The organism is Gorillibacterium massiliense, from assembly GCF_000455485.1.
GTDB lineage: Bacteria > Bacillota > Bacilli > Paenibacillales > NBRC-103111 > Gorillibacterium > Gorillibacterium massiliense.
The window spans coordinates 1-24,276 of the sequence record NZ_CBQR020000146.1 but is presented as its reverse complement, the minus strand read 5'-3'; the positions used below and the strand labels follow the sequence as shown (position 1 = coordinate 24,276).

Annotated in this window: 29 protein-coding genes and 1 pseudogene; 11 read left to right on the top strand and 19 right to left on the bottom strand. The window is 48.5% G+C overall.

Annotation, left to right across the window (positions count from 1 at the left end):
• Positions 1-35 precede the first annotated feature (35 nt).
• The 12 genes from TJ79_RS19620 to TJ79_RS19565 form a co-directional block, all read right to left on the bottom strand.
• Entirely contained in the window at positions 36-530 is a 495-nt protein-coding gene (locus TJ79_RS19620) for a hypothetical protein (protein WP_040952047.1), read from the bottom strand.
• 233 nt (positions 531-763) lie between these two features.
• The gene (locus TJ79_RS19615) at positions 764-1,321 is read right to left on the bottom strand and encodes a class I SAM-dependent methyltransferase (protein ID WP_040952046.1); all 558 of its coding nucleotides are present in this window, start codon (positions 1,319-1,321) and stop codon (positions 764-766) included.
• A gap of 266 nt (positions 1,322-1,587) precedes the next feature.
• Positions 1,588-2,154, bottom strand: a complete 567-nt coding sequence (locus TJ79_RS19610; protein ID WP_040952045.1) for a hypothetical protein — start codon at positions 2,152-2,154, stop codon at positions 1,588-1,590.
• A gap of 230 nt (positions 2,155-2,384) precedes the next feature.
• Positions 2,385-2,699, bottom strand: coding sequence for a hypothetical protein (locus TJ79_RS19605; protein ID WP_040952044.1), 315 nt, complete (start codon positions 2,697-2,699; stop codon positions 2,385-2,387).
• Positions 2,700-2,968: 269 nt separating this feature from the next.
• The gene (locus TJ79_RS19600; RefSeq protein WP_040952043.1) at positions 2,969-3,244 is read right to left on the bottom strand and encodes a hypothetical protein; all 276 of its coding nucleotides are present in this window, start codon (positions 3,242-3,244) and stop codon (positions 2,969-2,971) included.
• Between the two features lie 236 nt (positions 3,245-3,480).
• The gene (locus tag TJ79_RS19595; RefSeq protein WP_040952042.1) at positions 3,481-4,113 is read right to left on the bottom strand and encodes a hypothetical protein; all 633 of its coding nucleotides are present in this window, start codon (positions 4,111-4,113) and stop codon (positions 3,481-3,483) included.
• Between the two features lie 918 nt (positions 4,114-5,031).
• Positions 5,032-6,198 (bottom strand): bifunctional GNAT family N-acetyltransferase/NUDIX hydrolase, encoded by a 1,167-nt coding sequence (locus tag TJ79_RS26170; RefSeq protein WP_052339773.1) that lies wholly within the window; start codon positions 6,196-6,198, stop codon positions 5,032-5,034.
• Between the two features lies 1 nt (position 6,199).
• Positions 6,200-6,760 (bottom strand): GNAT family N-acetyltransferase, encoded by a 561-nt coding sequence (locus TJ79_RS19585; RefSeq protein WP_040952041.1) that lies wholly within the window; start codon positions 6,758-6,760, stop codon positions 6,200-6,202.
• Between the two features lie 155 nt (positions 6,761-6,915).
• Complete coding sequence (locus TJ79_RS19580; RefSeq protein WP_040952040.1) at positions 6,916-7,305, bottom strand: DUF2500 domain-containing protein; 390 nt, start codon at positions 7,303-7,305, stop codon at positions 6,916-6,918.
• Positions 7,292-8,212, bottom strand: coding sequence for a TIM barrel protein (locus TJ79_RS19575; protein WP_040952039.1), 921 nt, complete (start codon positions 8,210-8,212; stop codon positions 7,292-7,294). Before TJ79_RS19575 ends, TJ79_RS19580 begins: the two co-directional genes overlap by 14 nt.
• Positions 8,213-8,375: 163 nt before the next feature.
• Positions 8,376-9,050, bottom strand: a complete 675-nt coding sequence (locus TJ79_RS19570; RefSeq protein ID WP_040952038.1) for an HAD family hydrolase — start codon at positions 9,048-9,050, stop codon at positions 8,376-8,378.
• An 18-nt stretch (positions 9,051-9,068) separates the two neighbouring features.
• On the bottom strand, positions 9,069-9,467 hold the full coding sequence (locus TJ79_RS19565; RefSeq protein ID WP_040952132.1) for a VOC family protein: 399 nt from the start codon (positions 9,465-9,467) through the stop codon (positions 9,069-9,071).
• A 106-nt stretch (positions 9,468-9,573) separates the two neighbouring features.
• On the opposite strand from TJ79_RS19565, the gene TJ79_RS19560 reads away from it, so the two are divergent.
• The 4 genes from TJ79_RS19560 (at position 9,574) to TJ79_RS19545 (ending at position 12,553) form a co-directional block, all read left to right on the top strand.
• The gene (locus TJ79_RS19560) at positions 9,574-10,002 is read left to right on the top strand and encodes a VOC family protein (protein WP_040952037.1); all 429 of its coding nucleotides are present in this window, start codon (positions 9,574-9,576) and stop codon (positions 10,000-10,002) included.
• 105 nt (positions 10,003-10,107) lie between these two features.
• A complete protein-coding gene (locus tag TJ79_RS26165; RefSeq protein ID WP_052339772.1) occupies positions 10,108-11,511 on the top strand; it encodes a CAP domain-containing protein in 1,404 nt (467 codons plus the stop codon).
• A 228-nt stretch (positions 11,512-11,739) separates the two neighbouring features.
• Positions 11,740-12,333, top strand: coding sequence for a DUF2975 domain-containing protein (locus TJ79_RS19550; protein ID WP_040952036.1), 594 nt, complete (start codon positions 11,740-11,742; stop codon positions 12,331-12,333).
• Positions 12,334-12,343: 10 nt separating this feature from the next.
• Positions 12,344-12,553 carry a helix-turn-helix domain-containing protein gene (locus TJ79_RS19545; protein WP_040952035.1) on the top strand — a complete coding sequence of 70 codons (210 nt, stop codon included), beginning with the start codon at positions 12,344-12,346 and terminating at the stop codon, positions 12,551-12,553.
• A 95-nt stretch (positions 12,554-12,648) separates the two neighbouring features.
• Here TJ79_RS19545 and TJ79_RS19540 read toward each other — a convergent pair whose 3' ends face one another.
• The 3 genes from TJ79_RS19540 to TJ79_RS19530 form a co-directional block, all read right to left on the bottom strand.
• The gene (locus TJ79_RS19540) at positions 12,649-13,599 is read right to left on the bottom strand and encodes an L-lactate dehydrogenase (protein ID WP_040952034.1); all 951 of its coding nucleotides are present in this window, start codon (positions 13,597-13,599) and stop codon (positions 12,649-12,651) included.
• A 123-nt stretch (positions 13,600-13,722) separates the two neighbouring features.
• Positions 13,723-14,274 (bottom strand): GNAT family N-acetyltransferase, encoded by a 552-nt coding sequence (locus tag TJ79_RS19535; protein ID WP_040952033.1) that lies wholly within the window; start codon positions 14,272-14,274, stop codon positions 13,723-13,725.
• Positions 14,275-14,311: 37 nt separating this feature from the next.
• The gene (locus TJ79_RS19530) at positions 14,312-14,902 is read right to left on the bottom strand and encodes an AAA family ATPase (RefSeq protein ID WP_040952032.1); all 591 of its coding nucleotides are present in this window, start codon (positions 14,900-14,902) and stop codon (positions 14,312-14,314) included.
• A 250-nt stretch (positions 14,903-15,152) separates the two neighbouring features.
• On the opposite strand from TJ79_RS19530, the gene TJ79_RS19525 reads away from it, so the two are divergent.
• Positions 15,153-16,169: an aldo/keto reductase gene (locus tag TJ79_RS19525; RefSeq protein WP_081757021.1), complete on the top strand. Its 1,017-nt coding sequence runs from the start codon at positions 15,153-15,155 to the stop codon at positions 16,167-16,169.
• 107 nt (positions 16,170-16,276) lie between these two features.
• Positions 16,277-17,440, top strand: a complete 1,164-nt coding sequence (locus TJ79_RS19520) for an iron-containing alcohol dehydrogenase (protein ID WP_040952031.1) — start codon at positions 16,277-16,279, stop codon at positions 17,438-17,440.
• 79 nt (positions 17,441-17,519) lie between these two features.
• Here TJ79_RS19520 and TJ79_RS19515 read toward each other — a convergent pair whose 3' ends face one another.
• The 3 genes from TJ79_RS19515 to TJ79_RS19505 all read right to left on the bottom strand — a co-directional run bounded on the left by TJ79_RS19515 (position 17,520) and on the right by TJ79_RS19505 (position 19,896).
• Positions 17,520-18,035: a VanZ family protein gene (locus TJ79_RS19515; protein WP_040952030.1), complete on the bottom strand. Its 516-nt coding sequence runs from the start codon at positions 18,033-18,035 to the stop codon at positions 17,520-17,522.
• Positions 18,036-18,116: 81 nt separating this feature from the next.
• The gene (locus TJ79_RS19510; RefSeq protein ID WP_040952029.1) at positions 18,117-19,217 is read right to left on the bottom strand and encodes a sensor histidine kinase; all 1,101 of its coding nucleotides are present in this window, start codon (positions 19,215-19,217) and stop codon (positions 18,117-18,119) included.
• A complete protein-coding gene (locus TJ79_RS19505; protein WP_040952028.1) occupies positions 19,210-19,896 on the bottom strand; it encodes a response regulator transcription factor in 687 nt (228 codons plus the stop codon). The genes TJ79_RS19510 and TJ79_RS19505 overlap by 8 nt, the downstream gene beginning before the upstream one ends.
• A gap of 95 nt (positions 19,897-19,991) precedes the next feature.
• Here TJ79_RS19505 and TJ79_RS28590 point away from each other — a divergent pair.
• The 3 genes and pseudogenes from TJ79_RS28590 to TJ79_RS19495 all read left to right on the top strand — a co-directional run.
• Positions 19,992-20,081 (top strand): annotated as a pseudogene (locus tag TJ79_RS28590) (winged helix-turn-helix transcriptional regulator); the annotation flags it as partial.
• Positions 20,082-20,304: 223 nt separating this feature from the next.
• Positions 20,305-20,916, top strand: a complete 612-nt coding sequence (locus TJ79_RS19500; protein WP_238323077.1) for a hypothetical protein — start codon at positions 20,305-20,307, stop codon at positions 20,914-20,916.
• Positions 20,917-20,981: 65 nt separating this feature from the next.
• Positions 20,982-21,662 (top strand): hypothetical protein, encoded by a 681-nt coding sequence (locus tag TJ79_RS19495; protein ID WP_040952026.1) that lies wholly within the window; start codon positions 20,982-20,984, stop codon positions 21,660-21,662.
• A gap of 197 nt (positions 21,663-21,859) precedes the next feature.
• Here TJ79_RS19495 and TJ79_RS19490 read toward each other — a convergent pair whose 3' ends face one another.
• Positions 21,860-22,345, bottom strand: coding sequence for a glutathione peroxidase (locus tag TJ79_RS19490; protein ID WP_040952025.1), 486 nt, complete (start codon positions 22,343-22,345; stop codon positions 21,860-21,862).
• 203 nt (positions 22,346-22,548) lie between these two features.
• On the opposite strand from TJ79_RS19490, the gene TJ79_RS19485 reads away from it, so the two are divergent.
• Both TJ79_RS19485 and TJ79_RS19480 read left to right on the top strand, forming a co-directional pair.
• Positions 22,549-22,761 carry a DUF6199 family natural product biosynthesis protein gene (locus TJ79_RS19485; protein WP_040952024.1) on the top strand — a complete coding sequence of 71 codons (213 nt, stop codon included), beginning with the start codon at positions 22,549-22,551 and terminating at the stop codon, positions 22,759-22,761.
• A gap of 35 nt (positions 22,762-22,796) precedes the next feature.
• Positions 22,797-23,582: a TatD family hydrolase gene (locus TJ79_RS19480; RefSeq protein WP_052339771.1), complete on the top strand. Its 786-nt coding sequence runs from the start codon at positions 22,797-22,799 to the stop codon at positions 23,580-23,582.
• Positions 23,583-24,276 lie beyond the last annotated feature (694 nt).

The following is a 24,276-nucleotide window of genomic DNA, read 5'->3' as shown; positions in this document are numbered from 1 at the left end:
GGCTCCGTAGCGTGAATATGGTGTTAGACGAAGTTCTACTCATCTATGAATAACCCTTCAAAAGGAGTAATGAGTTTTTCATATTTCTCTAGATCTTCTAATGCTTCTTGTACTACATCTTCTTTGTTTCCGTATATTCCTTCTGTCGCTAAATAGTATCCATCACTTAAATGATCTAGAAATGAAAATTCCGTAACTGCTTTATCTGTCATACAACCGTGTTCATACAAACGAAAAATATATGTAAAGAATTCATCTTCTGTTATCTTCTGTTTTAAGAAATCGGAGCGGATCAGACTAAGCATAATTCGCATTGGGTTATCAAATTCAATTGTTCTGTATATTGTCTTCAGAATAGATAAAGTATCTTTAATAGATTTGGAACCCGACAAAGAGAGTTCAATAAATTCGTATGGAACTTCTAAATGTTCAATACAAAAGTCAGCCCATTTGACTACATTACTTCTTTCAACATAGCCGATGGCTACGGCAAGATAATAAATGCCTGCTGTAGTTTTTAAATCTTTCATATATATCTTCAATCCTTTGTAGAATTTCGTCTAACGTTCTTGTATTCCCGAATCCGAGAGGCTTAAGCGAACGTAGTGAGCGGGTGGCTCCGCCACTTAGCCTCGCAGGGTTGTCTGCCTGACTTCACTCCCTCGAAAATCCTCGGGCAGACCAAGATCGGCGTAGCCGGTTGCAGCGGGAATACGGTGTTAGACGCAGTGTCCCTTCTTCGATTAACTTCCATAGATTGTTATTACTTCTTCAGAAATATTAACTTAAATACCTCACCTTGTTTTTCTGATATGTAAGTGGTAAATCCAACCATCTCACCTATAGAGGTATAGTAAAATATACTCTGCTCTTTCCCTTCCCAAGACACTCCATAAGTTGGCTTTATCTGCTTTCCCATAATATCAATATCGAGTTGGACTAGAAATAAATCCTTATCTCCCCCCTGATATTTAGGAATTGTCACGTCCCAAATAATAAATTCTCCACCATTTTTCAAAACTCTATGGACCTCTTGAAAAACCTTTATATGGTCATCGCGATTTATATACATTAGGGTAAAAAAAGAGGTTACAGTTTCAAATGTCTTCTCAATAAACTTTAAATCTCTAGCATCCATAATTATCTTTAATGGTCCGTCACCGGCTTCTCTCAATTCTTCTTCTCTTGGATCAATTGCAACAACTCTCTCCTTTAAAAGCTGTCCAATAACCCCCTCCCCACCACCTCCTAAATCCAATACCATTCCCTCACAATTGAATTGTGTTAATACTATTTTTTGTGTTTTGATAATATAATTCATGTTTTTGTTCACCTTAATAGTTATTAAAATTTGCTTCATTGATAATCATTTTATTATAGGACATTGCGTCTAACGTTGTTGTATTCCCGAACCCGAGAGGCTTAAGCGAACGTAGTGAGCGGGTGGCTCCGCCACTTAGCCTCGCAGGGTTGTCTGCCTGATACCACTCCACCGAAAAACCTCGGGCAGACCAAGGAGCGGAAGCGACGCAGCGGGAATACGGTGTTATACGCTGTTCTCGACAGCTTGAGATACTAAATAAAATCTTAATCCTCCCAGAAAAAGAAACAATCAAATATTCTGTATCCATTTTCATTTATAATAGTTGGGATAGATATCTCAAACTCAATTGGCTGTTCAAGATAATCCCTCGTCAAGAGAATGTAACCATAATCGTTCAAAATATTCCTTATGCTATGTTCAATCTGATCCCAATCTCCGTTCGGCAATCTGCCAATAGTATTTGTCGATAAAAACTCAAAACTTCCTCCGTGGGAATGTCTAGTCACTTTACTTCTTCCAAATGTAGCAACAGGAGCATGCCTTGAAATGTAAAGCAATAAGCCTTCAATGGTTTGAATACCATTAAGAATTTCTGTCGATGATCCATCCTTCTTGTAGCAAAATATATTTACAAAAGAAGCATATCCGCTACCAAAGCTATCAAAATCTACTTCCACCTTCAGATTATTAACTGATCCTAAACTCCCTACTACCCTCTTTATGTAGTGATCTATTTCTAGTTCTTTCATCGGAGAGTTATCGTAAGGATAGAAATTGAAAACTAACTTCTGTTCCACAATCATTTTCAATTCTTCTTCGGTGTACAACATGCATTTATCCGCCTTTCGAGAATTGCGTATAACGTTGTTGTATTCACGAACCCGAGAGGCTTAAGGTCCGTAAGGACCGGGTGGCTTCGCCACTTAGCCTCGCAGGGTTGTCTGCCTGATTAGCTTCCTCGAAAATCCTCGGGCAGACCTAGGTCGGCGTAGCCGGCCGCAGCGGGAATACGGTGTTATACGCAGTTACCGACTTCTCTGAAAAACAAAAACTGTATGTCCTAATCTTTTTTTGGTTTTCTGATTGTCCAAGTTGTCATAAAATCTGGGTCTACAACTACTTCACCTGTTTTTTTTAGTCTGTATTCACCACTTGGAGCTTCCTGAAATGCATTCAAATCAGGAGGCAATGTATATTCATTGTTCGGGTCATCATTCAGATGAATATAAACACCACGGTCATCTATTCTATTAATGCGCCCATGTAATTGATGCCTTTCTAAAAGATTATCCTCATGATCTAAAATTGTAATACCAATAATAACGTATTTATTTTTTATTTTCTGGAATGCTACCTCATTTTTTTGATTATTCATGGTTACTTTCATCCCCTCAGAAAAATGGTCTGATTATTTGAGAATATCTTTATATGGTTTCGATAATTGCGTATAACGTTGTTGTATTCACGAACCCGAGAGGCTTAAGGCAGCTTGCTGCCGGGTGGCTCCGCCACTTAGCCTCGCAGGGTTGTCTGACTGATTCTGCGTCACCGAAAAATCCTCGGGCAGACCAAGGTCGGCGTAGCCGGCCACAGCGGGAATACAGTGTTAGGTGAAGTAGGTGCCCTCTTGAAAAATCCCAGTAATCATTTATCTGAAAATAACAAATTACATCTTAGACATACCAGTGTGCCATCATCTATTTTTTCTCCACAAGAAGGACACACAATATACTTATCACTGTTCAAAACACTCAGTGGGGCCTCTTCATCATCAAATTTGCTATTCCCTTGTTCTAATACTTGTTTTATTGCTTGAATATTCTTAGCCATTGTAGAATTATCTATTGCTGTCTTTATTACAAGATATAATATTGCGATGGATAAAATTGCGCTTATTATCCAAATGATTATATAATTCATAAATTCTTCTCCTCATCATTTAGAGATTTAATATAAATTGCAACTATTTCACCTAACGTTGTTGTATTCCTGAATCCGAGAGGCTTAAGGTCCGTCAGGACCGGGTGGCTCCGCCACTTAGCCTCGCAGGGTTGTCTGCCTGTTCCACCTCTCTGGAAAATCCTCGGGCAGACCAAGGCCGGCGTAGCCGGATGCAGTAGGAATACGGTGTTATCCGAAGTTGACTTCTTCATTGATTAGCTTGCAAAATTCTCGTGATTTAATGTGTCTTCAATTGCCGTATCCATCTGCTCTTTAGTAATTATCAGTAAATTGGTTGTGTCAAAAGTATTCTTCTCAGCGTAACGAAGATAACGTAAGTATCTAACTAATTTAACAAATGCTCTAAGTTTCTCAGGAGTCCACGGAACAACTACTCCTAACCTTCCTAAAGCTGATGCATTAATTGCTCCTCCCATAAGATGCTTCCTGCTTACAAAGTTCTCTATTTCTATTGCCATTAAACATCTCGCATTGTGATTCAGATATCTAATATCCTCAAAACTAGACCCCTCGACAAACCCATCGTACATCTCCAAATTGATTCGGTTATAATCCACTAACTTCCTAAGAAATAATTCAGACCTCGGTTGCTCAATCATTTGATCGTAAAGATTTCCCAACCTTTCATGAGTTGCAAAAGGTCCAACAGCGACATCTATACGAGGTGAGTAAACTGCTAAATTGTATTCATCTCCCATAGAGGGCCATTCATCAATCACGTCATTTGTTAAAAAGACTTGGCTAAGTTTCCAGACTAGTTCTATTTGATATTCTTGAATTACACTCCTCTTTATATATTTTCCATTAAATTGATTAAAATCTCTCATGGTTTCATCCTTTCAAGTCAATTTCGGATAACGTAAAAGCATTTACGACGTCGAGAACCTTAAGGCACCGTTCAGGTGCCGGGTCCGCTTGCGGACTTAGGTTCGCAGATGTGTCGCCAGAATCCGCTTCTTTGCTCTATTCTACGTTGGCGACCAAGGGACGGCGAATGCCGGCCCGCAGCGAAAATGCGGCGTTAGGCGAAGTAAAGGCTGTTCCGCTAGTTATACTATTCCTGTTTCTTTATGCCTTTCCTTAATCAATCGCTACTCCGATTCCGCTTAGCAATCATGTCCGGAATGCTCTCACGTCACTCGCCTCCGGTGGCCATTTTGAATAACTAAGGTGACTGTAAAATAAAGCGCAAGGCTATGAAAACCAGTGATTTTGTCCCTTTATCCTCAAAACATTAGAACACATGTTCCTATTTCGCCTGTAAACAAGTTTGACGTTCTTTCGATTTTTCAGTTACTCTACTTCTAGGGGCGCTGCTCAAAAAACGAGTTTTCTTCCCATCGCCCCTAGAAGTAGAGTTCTGCATGCTTCCTTTCGGCAGCATGTTTTTGATTTTTTACAGGACTTTTCAGGTTTTCATCCACGCTTTATTTCCCTTTCTTCTATTCAAAATCGCCGACGTCCTGCATTCCGGCCGAAGGGTTTTGGTAATCTTTGATTACCGAAGGCCTTTGGAATGATTGCTCTTCAGCCTTTATTTTGCCTAACGTCTTATTTGCGAACTTCGTGAATACAGCTCACTTTTGATGTATTTGCGTACTTCGGTAATAACCCACATAGCGTGGAGTTATTGCATTTGTCCATTCGGTTTGCACTCTTCCCCACTACCCCCAATAACAAAAAAACGCATCAAGATCAGCCTTTCTGACTGAGCCTTGATGCGATCTTTCGTTGGTTGCGAAATATTAGGATAAATACCGCTTCATATGCGAGAACAAAAATTCGTAATAAGTCCGATCATGCGGGCAAACGTCGGATAAACTGAACTCTCGTTCAACCTCTACAAGCTTCCCATCTGTTGCGACCTCCGCCGCATCCTTCGCCGGAGCAGCGTCCACCTCAACGCCATACGCCTTCACGGTTTCCCGGCTGCCTTCTACGAGCTGTCGGAAGTCATCTAAATCGACTTCGAACAAGCCTGTGATCTCGCTTCGCTGAAACACATACTCGCGCAGCGGTCGGGAGTCCTGGTGCAGGAAAATGTGGCAAAACTCCCGGTCGATCAAATTTTCCGAAACCATCTCCTCTGGAAAAATACCGCAGGAGTAGAGTGCTTGAAAAGGAACCTCCAGCCCCAGCTCTTCCTGCAGTTCCCGCACGCCGTCCTCTACGCTCTCCCCGGCCGATAGATGACCGGCACAGGAAATGTCCAAGAACCCGGGAAAGGTATCCTTGTCCGGGTGGCGTTTTTGGAGCAGCAGCTTCCAGCGGCCTGACTCCGATGGTGAAAGGACCCAACAATGAAAGGTTTGGTGCCAATAGCCGAGCCGATGAACCTCGGGCCGTGGGACCGTCCCCATTTTCTGCATGTGTTCGTCAAAAATATCGAAAAGCTCCGGCAGTTTATATTCATAGAGGCCGATGGCTGTTCCGTCCGGCATGATCCGCAGCTCCACTCGCTGAAATCCGCTTCCTTCATATAAGCGAACCAGCGGTTCTCGATCCTCGTAGATTTCCAAACGGATGTAATCTTTCCCGCGTGCTCTTGCCTCCTGTTTCACCCATTGCAACAAGTCGGCGGCGATCCCTTTGCCAGAATGCTTGCGGGGAACGCCGAATTTTTTCAGGAAAACCGTCTCTCCCAGCGGGATATTCGGCCACCAAAACGGGTTCTCCTCCTGCAGTATGAAAACGCCCACCGGCTCTTCCGCCTTATCGCAGATATACCAGTCCGCGTCGCCATGCTTTTGAAGGAATTGGTCGCGCTCCAACCCTTCAAGACTCCACATCTCCTGACCGTTATCCTGCAGCCAAAGGGCTAGAGTCCGCAAAATATCCAGAAACGTATCCAGTTCGTTTTCATCGATTTCTCTCACGATTCGTCCTTGACCATCACATTCCGGTATGCCCATGCTACTCCGTTTCCTCCCAGTTCTCGTTCAACAAGACCATGTGGATGTGATCTTCCCATACGCCGTTGATATACAAATATTTTGGAGACAGACCTTCATTCGCAAAACCAAGCTTTGTCACAACGCCCAAGGAGGCTTTGTTTCTCGGCATGATGTTAGCTTCGATCCGGTGCAAGTGCAGGTCTTGGAAACCATACTCAATCAGCCGCTCAACCGCTTCGGTCATATAGCCTTTTCGGACTTCCTCTCCTGCCAAACGATAGCCCAGATGGCACGATTGAAACGCGCCTCGAACAATGTTGCTAAGAGAAGCGGAGCCGATGATAGTGTCGGGCTGCTCTTTTTTGGCGATCCATACTTTAAGCAATTGCCCTCTTGCCATCTGGATCGTTTCGCCGGCTAAGATGGTCTTGTGAGTTTTCAAGGTGTAAAATTCCGCGTCGCGGCGGGGTTCCCATTCCTGCAAAAAGTCCCGATTCCTTGAAAAATAATCCAAAACCAACTCAGCGTCGGATTCTCCCAAAATGTGCAGGACAAGCCGGTTCGACTGCAAACTTTTCACTCCGTCACTGCTCCTTTTCCGTTTGATCTCCGGTCTGTTTTCCCCCGCTTCCTTCGGCGGGTTACCCAGTATAGTCTTCCTTTTAGCTTAAATCAACCAGATGGCTTTAGCAAAACGGATCTCGTACGCGGATAGATGAAGCGATCATGCCGAGTTCAAAAGCGTTCTGAATTGGGATCAGCCAAACGGGTGAAGCTTTTGAACCGAGTGCCCTGATAGGTCAGTTCCCCGTAATCCCCTTCCACGGTCAAGCCGTACTGAGCATCCCGCACTTGCAATTCCAGACGGACACCATCGTCCAGCTCGAAGGTCAGGTAATAGTCGGTATGAGCGCTGGAGTCTCCGGAACCGCCGCTGACCCGCGTTCTTTTGCTGACTACCCGGCAGATACGAGTGAGGATAGGGGAGTTGTTGTTTTTTGTCCATGTCGTCAGTCCGCTGATAATTGCAAATAAAATAATGCCGACAATAACCACAAGAAACAGTTGAAAAATAACCGGCATGTGAAACGAACTGCCAAAGCCCGGCTCCTCAAAGTTTCCCATCCGTTTTCCCCCTCATAGCGATTTCATTCACCCAGCGGTAACAGCGGTCCAACTCTTCATCGCTGATCCGGTCGGAGCGATGTTCAAAGTGGATGGCCACCTCGGGATTTTCCTCCAACGCAATGGTTAAATAATCCTCAATGGGTGCCCAACCGTCTTCCGGCTTTTGATCCGGCAATACGGGATGATGACGGTGGCGCATTTCCCCATCGTATTGAAAGGTCCATAAATGAATCAGTTCAGCATATTTGCCGTACTTGCGGATAACGCTGCGGGCGTCGAAGCTGGGGTCTAGCTTTTCCTGTAAAAAGAGCCTACCTGTGTCCAGGCATACCTTCACTCGTGGATATTTCTGCAACAGCTCCACCACGATATTCGACTCAGTCACGTACCGGTTCAAGCCGTCAAACTCCAGCACCGGCGTGAATCCATATTCCAAGCTTTTCGCCGTCAGCCAGGCAAACAGCGCTTCGCTCCGTTCCGTAAATTCTTCGTAAGGATACTCGCTTTCTCGTACATATTCCCGTTCGTCGGTAAAATTCCACACCCGCAAATCCAACTTGTCGGCGAAAATGACGGGCTTCGGATAATGGAAAAGAATATACGTCGGGCTTAGCCGGCTCGCATAAGCCAACTCGTCTTCGATCCAATCCCAAGCTTGTCGTCTCACCTCATCATCCCGAGACAGGAATAAAGCATCCCGCATAGAAGAACGGCCGGTCCAGGCTCGCAGCGGGAAATGAATACCTACCGGAAAAGGCCGGGCTTTAGACTCCGCCAGCAGCTTTTCTACGTCTTCCTCGTTCTCAAACATGCAGGCTTCTATGCCTACAATTCCTTCCCGAAAATCCCGGATGTATTTGCCCTCATCGTAAAAACCATATAAGCCGATCTGAAACCGGTTCATGTAAGCCGTCCTCTCCAACCTCTTTACCAAATATGGAAGATCACTAATGTATACGACATGATCTGCAAGAAGTAGCGGATTGTGGGGGTATTTTCCTACCGATAAAAAATGCACCTGAGCCGCTCGTCAAGTAGGGCCCGGATGCATTGTTTTTCCTAGCCGATCATCCAAACAAAAGCTCATGCAGTTCATCGAACGAGCTAACGGTATAGTCCGGCATCTCCTCGTATTTCCAGGTATTCTGATCACGGTTCAACCAGCAGGCTTTCAAGCCCTCGCGTTTTGCTCCCAGAACATCTCCCGGTGAATCTCCGATGTGCAGTACCCGTCCCGGTGCGAGATTGGCGTCTTGCAAAAGGCGCTTAAACATGTGGTTATACCGATCGTTTTTATATGACTGATAGCTCTCGGAGGTGAACAGCGAATAAGGCTCTCCAACAAAAGCGCCTGGAATCATCACGTCGTCGGCATCACTGACGATAAACAGAGGATACACACCGCGGGCCGCGGTTAGAAATCGTTCCGCATCCGGGTAAAGCTCCGCCCGCCCGTGTTCGGCCAACATCAACTCGGCCGCCTTTTCAGGGTCGAATTGGATGCTGTTCCGTTCAAAGCAGTCGGCAAAACTGAACGCAAAGATGCTCGCCATGGTGGAAAAATCGCCCTCATTCTGCCGCATCCGCTCATGGAGCAGGCCAAGCACTTGCCGGGAGAGCTCCGGCGTCTGGTCCGCGTTGTATTTTTCACCCAAGACGACTTCCCATACGTTATCTTTGCGACTGGCAAAATCGACGAGAGTTTGAAACATGTCCAAGCTGATGGCGTCAAAAGGTTTCATTTTCTTCACCTATCTTTTCTATGGATTCGGAGTGGAGGCAAAGGCAATCAAATTGCCGTCAAAGTCGCGGCAATAGGCGACGTAATCGCCCCAATTGCGGATTTTTCCCGGGCTTACTCCGGTCGCTCCGGCGGCTAATGCTTTCTCGTACTCCCGGTCAGGCTCATCCACGTACAAGTATAATTCGCAGCGGGGATACTCGGCGTTTTCATTGGGATTTGGCAGGGTATAATCGAGCACCCGGGTAATCCCGTCTCCCGGCATAAGTCCTACCTTGGTCCTGGTGCTTATTTGGAATTCGGTCATACCCGGAACATCCAGCGACGGTTCTCTGTCCAGCAACTTGGCGTAAAACTCCTTGGACTTTCTCTGATCCCTGACGAAGAGGATAAAAAGCACAGGTAATTCTCGGCTCATGACAGCGGCTCCTTTTTTTCGCAAAATCATTCTTTGAATCTATTGCGCCCTATCTCCTCTCGCGCTACGATAAATGAGATTTCACCAACCGAAAGGGGCAGATCGCATGGCTGGCACTAATAAAATCATTAAAGGCGGCGGTGGCTTTCACCACGTTGCCATTAAGGCAGTAGATTTCGAGAAAACCGTAGCCTTCTATACGGAGCTCCTCGGATTCGAAACTAGGCTGACATGGGGAGAAGGCGACGGCCGCGGCGCTCTGCTGGATACGGGTGACGGCAATTATCTTGAAGTATTTGCAGGCGGCGAAAAGGGATTGAAGCCTGCGGGTGGCTTTTACCATATTGCGCTGCGTACTGATGATGTTGACGGCCTGATCGAGCGGGTACGGGCGACCGGAGCGGAAATCACGGTTGAGCCAAAGGATGTAGTCATCCAAAGCGCCGTGCCGGTGCCGATTCGCATCGCCTTTTTCAACGGCCCGGACGGAGAGAGTATCGAACTGTTCCAAAGCACGGGAGCGATAAAACTGTAACTCTATCATAATCGAAATCATGACCGGAAAAAACGGGTAAGAAAACATGATGAAACTTCGCAAATAACCGCATCTCCTCGACGGATGCCATGGAGGATGTTTTTGATGAATAAACGAGGAGTGCCGACAAGCTTGTTGCTCTCTGTTCTTTTGCTCCTGCCGGCGACGGCGGCAATTTCGGTTGATCCGGTAGCAGCATCGGCTCCGACAGCTGGAGCCTTTCAAGATGTGCCTGCCACCCATTGGGGAGTGGCCCATATCCGTTGGGCAGCGGATAACGGCATCATCAGTGGTGATGGAAACGGTCTATTCCGGCCACAAGATCCTGTGACGGAGCCGGAATTTTTGGCGATGTTGACCCAATCATACCCTAGCGAAATTGCCGTGCCGCGGATCGGCCCGAACAATAATTGGTACGCTCCCTATTATCTATTAGCCGAAGAATTCTCTTGGCCACTGACGTATAAAACCACCGGAAACGCCTTTACTCGCGGCGACGTCGCCAAGCTGATCACCAGCGCCATTGGCGTGAATGCAGAAACGACGGAGGAAGCGGTCCGTTACCTGCTAGGTCACGGCTTGGCGAATGGAAAAACCGCCAATACGGTTGCCGGATATAATGCCGATGATCCCTTGAACCGGGCGGAGGCTGTATCCTTCCTGCACAATTTGAGGGATCAACGAACCGCATTGCTGGATGAAAGCAAAGCCGACTTCATGACGCTCCTTGGCATTAGCCTGGGAGATAGTGAGGCAGCAGTGAAAAAGCTGATGGGAGAACCGAACCGGGAAGACCCCAGTGGCTACGGATTCACCTGGTACATCTATAACAAGAACTTGGCGAAATACGCCCAATTCGGTTTTTCCAATGGAAAGGTCGTCGCGATGTTTTCCAATGCCCCCGGCGTTTGGAAGCTGAAGAGCGGCGGCGCCGTCAGCGGGACGAAAGCGGAAGCAGCCAATCGCGCCGGTCAAAGCTTGGACGAGAGCGAAAATGAGTTTTCCGATACTGGGCATTATGTCCGGACGACTTATTATTTTGATAAACATGCGGACAATCGGGTGGAAGGCATCCTTCAAGCCAGCAACAGCGCCGTTCTTTCCAGTCTGTACAACCGTTCGGAAGCTCTAGAACGAGCTATGGAGCGGCAGGTTTTAGATATGACCAATGTCTTCCGGTATAAATACAAGGTGGCTTCTCTTAAATGGGACAGCCAAGTGGCGGAGGTTGCCCGCGCCCACAGCGCCGACATGAGCAAACGGACTTATTTCAATCACAACTCTCCAGAAGGGCTGACTCCTTTCGACCGAATGGAAGCTCAAGGATTAAATTACTTATCCGCAGGCGAAAACATAGCATCCGGCTACGAGGACGCCCCATCCGTCCATACCGGCTGGATCAATTCCTTAGGCCACCGGAAGAATATACTGGAACCGGCGTACACACGACTCGGAGTCGGCATCGACGGACTGAATTACACCCAGGACTTTTATACTCCCATGCCGTAACTCAAAATGGCTAAGGACACTCCCTTCGCAATGAAGCAGCCTTCGGGCTGCTTTTTTTACGGTGATGGGCTGATAACGCCCCTTCAATGAGCAGCGTAAGCCTAACATTTTAGCGAATAACATTAAATATTTAATGTAAAACATTAAATTTTCTCTTGATTTCATCTCGAAAATTTGATTAGATGGAAATGTAAGTTAAACCAGCGTCAACGAAAGGAATGGTTAGTCATGAAGCAAACGGGCAACGACAACCAGATAAGCCTTTTCGAAAAAGCCATCAAAACCATTTGGTATTTCATTTGGGGAGCGGGGATATTGGCCATTCTCTTTATCGCCGGCTTTCTGATTCTGAGGGAAAAGGGAAGCTTGCCGCCGGGCCATGGGGGGCTGGAATTCACGGCTCCGGGTTTGAAATTAACGGCGGATACCAAGCTATTCACGAATGTGTCCCGATACATTTATACGGTACTCGGAATTCACCTGCTGGCAGTATGGATTTTATTGCTATTTTCCGTCCGCCAACTGCTGCTCATTCTGGAGTCCATGAGAAAGTCCGGTACCCCCTTTCAATGGGAGAATGTCGGTCGCGTAAAACAAATCGCCTATTCTTTCTTTTCTTATTCTCTCCTTGTCTTGCTAACCGGGTTCATCCAGCAGGCATTGTTTCAAAGACCGGCCGTCAGTAGCTTAGATGGCATTGAGTTGACGTCGAGTGTTGCCTTTCCCCTTTGGCCTGTTGTCTGCGGCATCTTTATATTGGCCATTGCCAGGATCTTCCGTTTGGGATTCCAGCTGCAACAAGATCACGATTCCATTATTTGAGGTGAAGCCCGTGCCCATCATTTTACGGCTGGACAGAAAAATGGCGGAATGTAAAATGTCCCTGAACGAACTAGCGGACCGGATAGAGATCTCCAATGTCAATCTGTCTCTCTTGAAAAACGGCAAGGTGAAGGGCATCCGGTTCAACACGCTGGAGGCCATTTGCAGGGAATTGCAGTGCCAACCTGGGGATTTGCTAGAGTATGTACCGGAAGATTAACAGCAAAAAAAGCGGCTGATCACCGCTTTTTGTGTTTTACCTCTATTGTCGGTCGGGACAGATATCCCGTACATCCTGCGGAAAACTTTTCTTTTTCATAGCGGCAGACTTTCGATAGCTTTGCGGATGACCCCGCAGCTCTGGTCGAACTGTATCATTTCCCGGGAATTTAGATTCAACTCCAGAACTTCCTCGATACCGTGACGGGTAAGGATGGCGGGGACGCCGACACTGATCTCCCGATAGCCGTACTCCCCATCCAGGATGGTGGAGACCGCCATGATTTTGTGGTCGTCGTTTAGGATGGAGCGGCAAATAGCGGCGATGGCGTTGCCGATCCCAAAATGGGTGGAGCCTTTGCGCGTGAAGATTTCCCAGCCTGCGTCCCGAGTCCGGCGGGATAGCTCATCCAAATCCATGTGGGCAAACCGTTCTTTATGCTGTCTCAAGATATCGAGGAGCGGCTTGCCGCCGATCGTAACATGGGACCATGCGGTAAATTGAGATTCGCCGTGTTCACCCAACACATAGCCCTGCACGCTGCGGGGGTCAATTGGCAAATATTCGGACAGTAAGATTTTGAGGCGTGCAGTATCGATGGAAGTGCCGGTGCCGATGACCCGATTTCGGGGCAGCCCTGACATCTTCCAAACCATATAGGTAACCACGTCCACCGGATTGGATGCCGCCAAAAAAATGCCGTTGAACCCGCTCTCCATAATCCGCTTAATCATGTCTTTATGGATGGCATATGCACTATCCAGCACTTCCATCCGGTCACCAGCTTTTGCGGGATTGGCACCGGCGCACAGTACGATGATATCCATATCGCCGCATTGCTCGTAGGTACCTGTATAGATTTTTGTGCGGGAATGAATGAAATCCATGCCGTGGGATAAGTCCAGCGCTTGAGCGTAAGCCCGCTCAGCATTGCGATCAATGAGTAAAATCTCATCGCAGATGGATTGATTGATCAAGGAATAAGCACAACTGGATCCCACCTGGCCCAGACCAATTATGGCAATTTTACGGACATTACTCCCCATATTTACGCTCCTTCCACGTTGTAACCAATGGTTATATAGGGAGAAACACTCTCCTTATGTTATCTATAATAACATATGCATGACGCGGAGAATGTGAAGATTGCCTCATTTTATATTGTCGGCTTACGGCTGTCGATTCGCCTCATGCTCCCGCTTCAAAACGCTCATGATAATCATATCGATGTAGCGCCCATTCTTATAGAGCTTCTCCTTCAGACGTCCTTCCTCCTTGAAGCCGCACTTTTCGTAGCATTTGCGACCCCGTCGGTTCGCCTCATGCAGCTCCAAGTACACCCGGTTCAGATTCATGCTGTCAAAAGCAAAGTCCAACAGAAGCCGGATGGCTTCCGAGCCATAGCCCGCACCCAACAGGTCTTTGCGGCCGATTACAATGCCCAGCTCTGCAGAGCGGTTTTTCCAGTCCAGTTGAAACAAATCGATCTGGCCGATGTACTCCGCCGAATCCTTAGAGGCGATGACAAACCCTTTAAAATCAGACTTTCCTTCTAAAACACCATTCAAAAAAGCTTCACTGGCGTTAACCGTTTGCGGATACAAGAACCTATCCGACAGATGCTCCGTAATTTCGCCATCGTTGCACCACTGGCGGATATACGGCAAATCTTCTTTTTGATACTCTCGCAGCATGATTCGGTCGCCAAAAAGTCTCGGCATGAGTCCATCTCCTTTTTTCTATGTATATAGAAAAACATTAGGAACGAATATGTTGAAGCAAGGCGTTGATGCGATTGAAGGTTTTCTTCCAAGGCGACCGCGTGTCCGGTTGAAGCTCAATCCCGGTGACGGCGGCAACCCGGGTAACGACTTCGTCGATAGACAAGCCGTCCGTTTCGATATGCGGCTGAAAGCAGGTGTGTGAGGACAGCCCTTCCATGCAGCGGTCCACTTGTTTAGACGCCCATGAATGTCGATCTAATCTTCTGCCAAGCCGCTTGGTCAGCTCCTTTTTGGATACCCATAACGCGACATGGTGAACCGTATGTCCTTCTTCTCGCAACCGACCGACGATTTCCTGAAAATAATCCGGATTGACCACCGTCATTGGAATGAGAATCACCCGATCGGACTTCCCGGCGATGTAGGAGAGCAATTCATAGTTAAAGCTCCGCCAAATGGGAAAGTCCTGAAAATCCTGAAATTGCAGCTCGCGAGGAATGTTTTTGCGAAAAAAATATCCGATATTCTCGGGATCGAAGACGTATGACCCGGGCAATCTGTGGTGTAAATCGAAGGCTGTTGTTGTCTTTCCAGCTCCGAATGAGCCGTTTATCCAAATAATCACCCCGTCGCCCCCCTATAAACGTCAGATTAATCCATAGCTAAGGTAGAGGCAATGATTTTCTTCCGTATGCGTTCTTGGGTGGCCCAAATGAAAACTGCCCATGAAGCGCTCGAACATCCATGATTTATCTGGTGCCATACCTGCCTATACTTCTTTTCAGCGTAAGAGTAAAATGATGACGTGGCAAATTTCGGCTATCTCATATCGGGCTTGCGAGTTATCATTCTGCGATAGAAACGGGTGAATCGTGATGGATTCGTCGAACGCTAGCGGAAGAACAGGGAATTCGGCAAATGAGCATTACCGGAAATTCGGCAGTACGGACATGAGGCTTTCGCCTCTAGGACTAGGCTGTTGGCAATTCAGCCGGGGCAAAGGGATGGTAGGCGGCTTTTGGGGAGCGGTGGATGATGCCGTCGTTCGGGAAATCGTGGCACTTTGCTTGCAGGGCGGCATCAACTGGTTCGATACGGCGGAGGTATACGGCGGCGGAGAGTCGGAAAAGGCGCTATCGGCAGCGCTGAATGCGGCAGGCTCACTGGCGGATGAAGCCTACGTCGCCACCAAATGGTGGCCGGTGATGCGGACGGCGGGCAGTATTCCCGCAACCATCGACAAGAGGTTGGAAAGCCTGTCGGGACGGCGGATCGATCTGTACCAGGTGCACCAGCCCTTTTCCTTCTCCTCCGTTTCCAGTGAAATGAAGGAGATGGCCAAGCTGGCGGAGCAGGGCAAGATCCGGCACATCGGGGTCAGCAATTTTTCCGCCAAGCAAATGAGTGATGCGGACAAAACACTCCGTCAGTATGGGCTTCGGCTCGCCTCGAATCAGGTCAAATACAGCATGTTGGACCGGAGCATCGAGCGCAACGGCATCTTGGAGGCGGCAAAAGAACTGGACATCGCCATCATCGCCTACTCGCCACTTGCACAAGGCATTTTGACCGGCAAGTTCCATCAGAACCCGGCGCTCATCAGCAATCTCTCCGGCATGCGCAAGCGAATGGGCGGAATTAGTCCGAAAAAGCTGGAGATCACCCGTCCCCTCATCAACAAACTAACGGAACTTGCCGCGAAATATGAAGCGACTCCGGCGCGAATTGCCTTAAACTGGACGATCAATGCCCACGGGGAAACGGTCTTCGCCATTCCCGGCGCCTCCAGAGCCTCCCAAGCGGAGGAAAACGTCAAAGCGATGACCTTCCGGTTGACTGACTCTGAACTTGCGGAGTTAAGCGAAATGGCAGACCGTGTAGCCCAAAAATAAGCAAAAGGGAGAGTGGCTTGGCGAGATTGTCGTCTTTTGCTTGCGCTTCTCTCCTCTGATACAATGAATCCGTGTGAAAAGGTTCCAATTAGGAGGTACGTGTACATATGAACAACTTTACTTTCCATAACCCGACGCAGCTGCACTTTGGAAAAGGGTCCCTGTCCCTGCTGCAAAACGAGCTTCCGGCTGCAGGCGAAGCAGTTCTGCTCGTCTATGGCGGTGGCAGCATCAAGAGAAGCGGACTGTATGACCAAATCCTCGGCATCCTGAAGGAAAACGGCAATCCCGTCCACGAGCTTTCCGGCGTCGAACCCAATCCCCGGATCACAACGGTAGCCAAGGGAGCAAATATCTGCAAAAAGGAAAATATCCGCCTTATTCTTGCGGCCGGCGGCGGCAGCGTCATCGACTGCACCAAGGCCATTGCGGCCGCAGCAAAATACGACGGCGATCCGTGGGATCTCATCACCCACAAAGCTCCGGTTCAAGACGCGCTGCCTTTCGGCGCGATTTTGACTTTGGCGGCGACGGGTTCGGAAATGAACAGCGGCTCCGTCATCACCAACTGGGAGACGAAAGAAAAATACGGTTGGGGCAGCCCCCTCGTCTTCCCCGTCTTCTCCATCCTCGATCCGGAATTCACCTATACGGTGCCCCGGGATCAAACCATCTACGGCATGGTGGACATCATGTCCCATGTCATCGAAAGCTATTTCAACCATACGTCCAATGCACCGGTGCAGGACGCCTTCTGTGAAGCGCTGCTGCGCACGGTCATTGAAACCGCGCCTAAGCTGCTGAACGATCTGACCAACTACGAGCTGCGGGAGACGATTTTGTACTGCGGCACCATGGCCTTGAACGGGATGGTGTCCATGGGAACCGAAGGAGACTGGGCTACCCATAATATCGAGCATGCCGTCAGTGCCGTTTACGATATTCCCCACGGCGGCGGTTTGGCTATCCTCTTCCCCAACTGGATGGAGCAGGTGCTGGATTCCGGCGTCAGCCGGTTCAAGCAGTTCGCCGTCAACGTATTCGGCGTGAGCGCCGAAGGAAAGAGCGACCGCGAAGTGGCGCTGGAAGGCATCAAAGCTCTGCGCACCTTCTGGACTTCCATCGAAGCGCCGTCGCGTCTGGCTGATTACGACATCGATGACAGTCAGTTGGACGTGATGGCCGACAAGGCGATGGTGTATGGCCCCTTCGGCAACTTCCAAAAGTTGAACCGGGAAGACGTGCTGGCAATCTACCGCCGGTCCCTGTAAGTTTATCTCCATGAAGCACAAAGACGAGCCCGTTCGATCCTGAGCGGCCCGTCTTTTTTATTTGGTGAAGCTGAATCGGTCACGATTCTTTCGCCTTCAGCCGTCCTGCCGCCGAGCCGAAAAGGTTCGCCGCTTTTACAAACAATGAAAAAAGGACGTATCCCAGCAAGCCGCCCGTCGTATTCAAAATCATGTCATCCACGTCAAAAGTGCCGATAAACAGAACCAGCTGCAGACTCTCCAGCAATAAACTTAGAGCGAAGGATTTGACGAGCACACTCCACCACGTTTTCTTGGCGGCGCCCATTATAGGCAGGAATAAGCCCAAGGGGATGAACACTGCAATATTCCCCCACAGATTCAAAAAGCCGCTGCCGGTATTAAGCTGAAGATCCCGGGAGATTTCCTTAAACGGAATCAAGTTGCCTAGCTGCAGCCCTATCTTGATCCGTTCCGGATGCTCTACAGCACCGCGCAATTGGGACAAAAGAAACTGTGGCTCGACAGGCCCCAGCTTGAACAGGATGATTTTAGCCAATCCATACAGATAAATCGAAAACATCACGAAAAGCAAATTGTGTTTCCACTTCTTCATTTCTCTTTCCTCCTTACCCCTCCGTTTCTTAAGGGTAAAGAAAAAGGTTTAAAAAGAAGCGGCATAATTCTAAAAAATTTCTTAAGCTTTTCCGTTCACCGGCAAACGCACCTGAAAACGGGTGCTGATGACACTGCTTTCTACGGAAATTGTACCTTCGTGCCGGTCCACGATATTTTTAGCGATGAACAACCCAAGCCCCGTGCTCCCTTCCCGGTGCGTGCGGGCGCGGTCCCCGGTATAGAACATGTCGAACAGATGAGGCAACTCCTCCTCGGGAATGAGGTTGCCGTAATTGACGACCTCCACCACCGCATCTCTCCCATCCATCCGGCAATTTAGATCGACGTAGCGGCCATCTTTGCCATACCGTGCAGCATTGGTCAGCAGATTCTCGAAAACTCGAGCCAACAGATCGCCATCCGCCCATATCGTCATTTGCGGAGCGATGTCCGTGCGGACAGTGAGATGGTTTTTCTCGAACACCGGATACAATTCCTCGTTCAACTGCGCCAGCAGCTCGCTGAGGTCGATAGCCTTTTTATCCACGGGAAGCCGACCGGAATTCATTCGCGTCACTTCGAACAACTCTTCGATCAGTTTTTGCAGCCGCTCCGATTTAGCAAAGGCGACAGCCGCATAATGCCGGATCTGATCTTCAGACAACCCCTTATCCCGGAGTATGAAATCCAAATAACCCAGTACGGAGGTTAACGGTGTTCGCAAATCATGGGCTAGGTTCAGGACCAATTGATCCTTGCTGGTCTCTGCGAAATCCCCCCGCTCCACGGCAAGCCGCAGCTTTTCCGCAGCAAGATTGATGTCGGTGGCAATGTCCTCGAACTCATCCCCTGAGGCAATCCGGACCTGACCGTTGAAATCGCCGCCAGCCAACCGGTGAATGCCCTCCGATATTTCCTTAAAGTAATCGACGTAACGCTTCGTAAGGAAAAAGAAGATGATGAAGGATAGCGGCAAAAAGAGAATAAGAAAAAAGTTAAGGTCGCCGATTTGGTGAATCAATTCCCGATAGCGCGCTAGCGGGTCCTCCGCCAGTACATTAGCCTTGTAATAGTGTTGGAGAATGCGGTAGATCGTATAAGTCACGATGCCGGAAATCACCATGCTCCATCCGAATAAGGCAACCATTTTCGCCCGAAAGCTTCGCAGCATATCACCCATTGAACGTGTATCCCACTCCCCAAATGGTTTTGATCCACTTGTCTTTGTCTTCTCCCAGCTTCTTTCGCAAGGTGCGAATGTGCACCATCACCGTATTGCCGCCCTCGAAGTAAGCTTCCCCCCATACCTGTTGAAAAATATGCTCCGTGCTGAATACTTTTTTCGGGTGCCGGGCTAGTAAATAGAGAATATCGAACTCTTTAGGCGTCAACTCTATGGGCTGGCCAAAAAGAGCAACGGTGCGCTGATCGGGATCGATGACTAGACCCGCGATCTCCACGACGACTGAGTCTATCTTCGACTGATTCAACTGTAAAGAGCGCCGAAGTTGGGCATTGACCCGGGCGACCAGCTCCATCGGATTAAAGGGCTTGGTCATATAATCGTCGGCTCCGATCACGAGCCCCGTAATTTTATCCATATCCGACGTTTTGGCACTTAGAAAAATGACCGGCAACGGCGCCTGCTCGCGGATTTTGCGAATCGCCTCGAACCCGTCCATTACCGGCATCATAATATCGAGGATCGCCAAGTCGACGGACTGCGTCTGAATAGCGTGAACCGCTTCTTTCCCATTGGAAACCTTGATGGTGCGGTAGCCTTCTTTCTCCAAGAGCAGACCGATCAAATCGGCGATTTCCGGCTCGTCGTCGGCAATTAAAACGGTAATGCGATTCATCGGTTTCGTTTCACTCCTGTGCGGATCGTTATCGAATGGGCATCTACCCTTCCTTCTAGTGTATCCAATTGTGCATGGGATAGGAAGGGCCGAAGCGCTTCAAACACCTTCAACGTGACGTAGCCGTCGTCAAAACCCAATCGCTCACCGACGCCCTACGTCATCTGGAGAAAAACGGGCATTAAAATGGAATAAAATCTGACGAATGACCCCGGCCGAAATGGTCGGGGTTTTCATTAGAATGGGTTTATTTATTTCCAAACTTTTCAGATAAATTGGATGATTCTGTCATGACAAAATGTGATATTTCCTGTAAAATTATTCAATATAAGCCCTCTTGATGTAAAAGATTTGATTCCTTTGACGCAGCTTAGCCGGTGCTTTTTGGTACAAAAGATAGAGATGCGGATGGAGAATTTTCAAATGGCCAATTTCCAGACGGTTGATATAAATTGCCCGGGTTGCGGTGCGCCGGTTTCCAGTGATTCGAAGGAATGCGATTATTGCGGCAGGCAAATCGTAATCTCCACTTTTTCCAGCGTATATGGCAAGTCGGCGCGGGAGGCACAACCCCACATAAATTCGAATAGACAAGCTCTAGCGGATAGTCCCCAGCAGTCGACGGACAGCTTTACAACCGCCATATGCGCTTTGAAGCAAAAGCAATACGATAAAGCGTTGGCTCTATTCGAATCGGTTATCAAGGAAAACTTTGATGATTCCGAAAGCTATTTTTATGCAGCCGTCTGCTTGCTGAAAGGAAAGAAGGCCTTCCTTACACCCTTTGCGGACATTAAAAAAGCGGAAGATTATCTGAATGCGGCGTCTGCCATCGATAACCGCGGCATCTATGATTATTTTCTCGCTTATATCAAATTCGATTTCTATGAGCGGAAATCACTGAACACCTCACCGGATTATAGAGAAGTCCTCCTTAGGGCGGAAAGCAATCACGTCACCCCATCCGACAAAGATTCGCTTTTCGAGCTTTTGAACGTATCGCGTCCGGAAGGCTTATAAGTCATCATAAATTGCTTGCCACGGCAGTTTATATATTATTCGCACACCGAACAAGGAGGATGTTTATGAATTTCGTGAGGAATAAAAAATACTTTTTTCAAGTAAAATTCACAGGGCAGATTCTCATTATTATCTTAGGCGCAATTATGCTTTTCGCTCCGGGCGTTGGTAAAGTTTTCGGTATTATTCTCATTGCCCTTGGTGCTTATTTGATCTATGCCAAAATTAAAGGCCAGCCAACCGATGCGGAAATTGACGAAATTTATGCCAAGGAAATGGAAGTCGGGCTCCAGCGCGCTTTAGGCAAGCTTGGCGTCGATGAAGACGAAGTCAAGCTGATCGATCCGATCGTCATTGCCGGCCCTTCCCACAAAACGATCTCAACCCCTGTATGGCATAAGCATGGCAAAGATGGATTTTGGAGATCCTCCAACTACGAAACCGTTATTTTATACTTCAGCGAAAAACAGGTCTATTGCTACACCTACCGGTTCTCCATCATTGGAAACGAGAAAAATGAAAGCACCGATGAGTACTTCTACAAAGATATCGTTTCCGTATCCACATCCTCCGAAAATAAAGAGTTCCGGAACGCAAACGGCAGAATCCAGCCCGTAAAATACGAAGAGTTCAAACTGACAACTTCCGGCGGCACGTCGATTACATGTACGATCAAAGACGCCGGATCGGTAGAAAAATCGATCCAAGGCATGAAGCAATTGCTTCGTGAAAAGAAAGGCGCATGATTGAGGCAGGCTCCCAATGAACGGAGCTAGGTATCAAACTATCATGATCTTTCCTTCCTTTCCTTGTGGCGGGTGAATGGGGCGAAAGGACCGAATCTATTCAGATCAAAACATGCATGATAAAAAGACCGCATGCCTCTTGAAAGAGAGGAAGCGGTCTTGTTTTTTTGGTGGCGTGCAGAGTTTCTTGCTTTTCATTAAGCCCTAGCTTTCAGCGATTCTTCGATGTCTATCGCAAGCTCTTGCGGTTCCGTTCTCGCGGAATAGCGGCGAATGATATCCCCGTCCCGGCCCACGAGAAACTTGGCAAAGTTCCACTCGATATCCTCATTGGCGTTGTTGGGTGAATGGCTTTTCAGATAGGCGTATAAAGGATGGGTCCCCTCGCCGTTCACTTCGATTTTGGAGAAAAGCGGGAAGGTGACGCCGTAGTTTACTTTGCAAAAGGATGCGATCGCTTCTTCTCCCTCCGGCTCTTGGCCGGCGAACTGGTTACAAGGGAAACCGAGAATCTCCAAGCCGCGGTCTTTATACTGTTCGTAAAGCTTTTGCAGCCCTTCGTATTGGGGGGTCAGCCCGCATTTGCTGGCTGTGTTGACGATAAGCAGAACCTTTCCCCTGTAATCGGATAAGGCTTTATCCTCGCCTTTAATCGTTGCTGCGTAGTATGCATATACGCTCATGGAAACGGTCATCTCCTTTGGATTCGTCATCTCTATCATCATACCCAAGATCGGGGCGATCATCCAGTAGAAGGAATCTGCAACATAGAGCGTGGGTCGTACGTAACAACGCATAACGTTACCGAAACGCGTTCGATGGAAACGAAGTCAGCGGTGCAGATACGGCGGAACGGGACGGGGAATGGAAAAAGGAGTGAGCGTCCATGATGCTGTTTGTGTTATTGTTCATCGTGATGGGGATATTGAATGTGATCTTTCCGGGAGTAGGCTGGCGCATGCGCTACGGTTGGATGATGAAAGGCGATGCGGAACCGAGTGACGCTTACCTGTTCATGTCGCGGATTGGCGGCATTGTTGTCGTGATAATCGGACTTTATCTTTTGGTTCATGGAAGCTTTGTTTTCTCTGGATTTTAATAGATTGCCGACAGTTGGCAAAAGGAGCTGAACCAATGTTTATCGATGCGCATATCCATTTGGATCAATATGCGGAGGAAGAGCGGGAGCCGCTTATGGCGAAGCTAGCGGCGGAAGGAGGAGAAGCGGTCATCGCCGTGTCGATGCACCGCGAGTCCTGCGAGGCGAATCTCCGCCTCGCCCGGGCTTGGCCGAAGCGGGTATACCCCGCCTTCGGCTACCACCCGGAACAGCCGGTCCCGGACGACGCGGAGCGGGACCGGCTGTTCGCCTGGATCCGCGCCCATGCGGCGGAGATGACGGCGGTCGGCGAAGTCGGCCTGCCGTATTACTCCCGCATGGACGCGGAACAACGGGGCGAGCCCTTTGCGCTGGCCCCGTATGTGGATTTGCTCGAGCGGTTTGTCCTCTTGGCTAAAGAGCTGGACAAACCGCTGGTGCTGCACGCCGTCTATGAAGATGCGGACATGGCGTGCAGCCTGCTCGAGCGCCACGGCTTTAACCGGGCGCATTTTCACTGGTTCAAAGGCTCGGAAGATACCATCCGGCGCATGGCGGAGAACGGCTACTACGTCAGCTTCACGCCGGATATCGTCTACGAGCCGGAGATCCGCCGCTTGGCGGAGCTGTATCCTGCAGATCAGGTGATGGCGGAGACCGATGGCCCATGGCCCTTCGAGGGGCCGTTTGCGGGTCTTGCCACCCGCCCTGATATGGCGCAGGACGTTATCGCCACCTGGAGCGAAATCCGCGGCGTGCCATTGGAAGACGCCCGCCGCCAGTTTTACACCAACACCAAGCGATTCTACGGTCTGAAATAAGCTTCAGGTTCCGGTATTGAGCTAAGTTGCTGCAAATATGCAGTTATTCCGGTGATATGACGTCAATAAGGATGTAATACCTGCAAAAGTGCAGGTATTTGTCTCCATCCGACTCCACTATGGAGAATCACGGGAAAACACCTGCATATTTGCAGTAATTTTATGGAATGAGTGTACGAAGACCATAATAACTGCGTTTTTGCATCTATTCCCCAAAAATCGTCCGATAGACTTTCCACCGGCTTGACAGACTTTCCCGCAAGCACGGCAGTTTGCTCCTTAAGGTGAAGATCTCAAATGCGGAGACTACAGGGAGGCTCAGCCTGAGATGATACCGGTCCGCTGACCAATCCTAACTCGTACTCACGCTCACTACCAATCCTTACCTGTAATCATACTACCTACCAATCCTTACCTGTACTCTTACTCACTACCGATCGTTATCCTATATTCTCACTACCTACCAATCGTTATCCTGTACTCGCGCTCACTACCGATCGTTATCCTATACTCACACTACCTACCAATCGTTATCCTGTACTCACGCTAACTTCCCAACTCTAACTTAATCTCGCGCTTACTAAAGAAAGACCCCGCCAGCGCTCATGCCGCGTGGTCAAGACCCCATTTAGCGGACAGCTAGAAAAAACCCTACCCAATAAGCTATCGCCGGTATTCAGTCGGTGACAGCTTA

Excerpts from the sequence above, each read along its gene's own strand:
- TJ79_RS19620 (WP_040952047.1), bottom strand. The coding sequence starts at position 530 with ATGAAAGATTTAAAAACTACAGCAGGCATTTATTATCTTGCCGTAGCC.
- TJ79_RS19615 (WP_040952046.1), bottom strand. The coding sequence starts at position 1,321 with ATGAATTATATTATCAAAACACAAAAAATAGTATTAACACAATTCAAT.
- TJ79_RS19610 (WP_040952045.1), bottom strand. The coding sequence starts at position 2,154 with ATGTTGTACACCGAAGAAGAATTGAAAATGATTGTGGAACAGAAGTTA.
- TJ79_RS19605 (WP_040952044.1), bottom strand. The coding sequence starts at position 2,699 with ATGAATAATCAAAAAAATGAGGTAGCATTCCAGAAAATAAAAAATAAA.
- TJ79_RS19600 (WP_040952043.1), bottom strand. The coding sequence starts at position 3,244 with ATGAATTATATAATCATTTGGATAATAAGCGCAATTTTATCCATCGCA.
- TJ79_RS19595 (WP_040952042.1), bottom strand. The coding sequence starts at position 4,113 with ATGAGAGATTTTAATCAATTTAATGGAAAATATATAAAGAGGAGTGTA.
- TJ79_RS26170 (WP_052339773.1), bottom strand. The coding sequence starts at position 6,198 with ATGGGCATACCGGAATGTGATGGTCAAGGACGAATCGTGAGAGAAATC.
- TJ79_RS19580 (WP_040952040.1), bottom strand. The coding sequence starts at position 7,305 with ATGGGAAACTTTGAGGAGCCGGGCTTTGGCAGTTCGTTTCACATGCCG.
- TJ79_RS19575 (WP_040952039.1), bottom strand. The coding sequence starts at position 8,212 with ATGAACCGGTTTCAGATCGGCTTATATGGTTTTTACGATGAGGGCAAA.
- TJ79_RS19570 (WP_040952038.1), bottom strand. The coding sequence starts at position 9,050 with ATGAAACCTTTTGACGCCATCAGCTTGGACATGTTTCAAACTCTCGTC.
- TJ79_RS19565 (WP_040952132.1), bottom strand. The coding sequence starts at position 9,467 with ATGAGCCGAGAATTACCTGTGCTTTTTATCCTCTTCGTCAGGGATCAG.
- TJ79_RS19560 (WP_040952037.1), top strand. The coding sequence starts at position 9,574 with ATGGCTGGCACTAATAAAATCATTAAAGGCGGCGGTGGCTTTCACCAC.
- TJ79_RS26165 (WP_052339772.1), top strand. The coding sequence starts at position 10,108 with ATGAATAAACGAGGAGTGCCGACAAGCTTGTTGCTCTCTGTTCTTTTG.
- TJ79_RS19550 (WP_040952036.1), top strand. The coding sequence starts at position 11,740 with ATGAAGCAAACGGGCAACGACAACCAGATAAGCCTTTTCGAAAAAGCC.
- TJ79_RS19540 (WP_040952034.1), bottom strand. The coding sequence starts at position 13,599 with ATGGGGAGTAATGTCCGTAAAATTGCCATAATTGGTCTGGGCCAGGTG.
- TJ79_RS19535 (WP_040952033.1), bottom strand. The coding sequence starts at position 14,274 with ATGCCGAGACTTTTTGGCGACCGAATCATGCTGCGAGAGTATCAAAAA.
- TJ79_RS19525 (WP_081757021.1), top strand. The coding sequence starts at position 15,153 with ATGGATTCGTCGAACGCTAGCGGAAGAACAGGGAATTCGGCAAATGAG.
- TJ79_RS19520 (WP_040952031.1), top strand. The coding sequence starts at position 16,277 with ATGAACAACTTTACTTTCCATAACCCGACGCAGCTGCACTTTGGAAAA.
- TJ79_RS19515 (WP_040952030.1), bottom strand. The coding sequence starts at position 18,035 with ATGAAGAAGTGGAAACACAATTTGCTTTTCGTGATGTTTTCGATTTAT.
- TJ79_RS19510 (WP_040952029.1), bottom strand. The coding sequence starts at position 19,217 with ATGGGTGATATGCTGCGAAGCTTTCGGGCGAAAATGGTTGCCTTATTC.
- TJ79_RS19505 (WP_040952028.1), bottom strand. The coding sequence starts at position 19,896 with ATGAATCGCATTACCGTTTTAATTGCCGACGACGAGCCGGAAATCGCC.
- TJ79_RS19500 (WP_238323077.1), top strand. The coding sequence starts at position 20,305 with ATGGAGAATTTTCAAATGGCCAATTTCCAGACGGTTGATATAAATTGC.
- TJ79_RS19495 (WP_040952026.1), top strand. The coding sequence starts at position 20,982 with ATGAATTTCGTGAGGAATAAAAAATACTTTTTTCAAGTAAAATTCACA.
- TJ79_RS19490 (WP_040952025.1), bottom strand. The coding sequence starts at position 22,345 with ATGAGCGTATATGCATACTACGCAGCAACGATTAAAGGCGAGGATAAA.
- TJ79_RS19485 (WP_040952024.1), top strand. The coding sequence starts at position 22,549 with ATGATGCTGTTTGTGTTATTGTTCATCGTGATGGGGATATTGAATGTG.
- TJ79_RS19480 (WP_052339771.1), top strand. The coding sequence starts at position 22,797 with ATGTTTATCGATGCGCATATCCATTTGGATCAATATGCGGAGGAAGAG.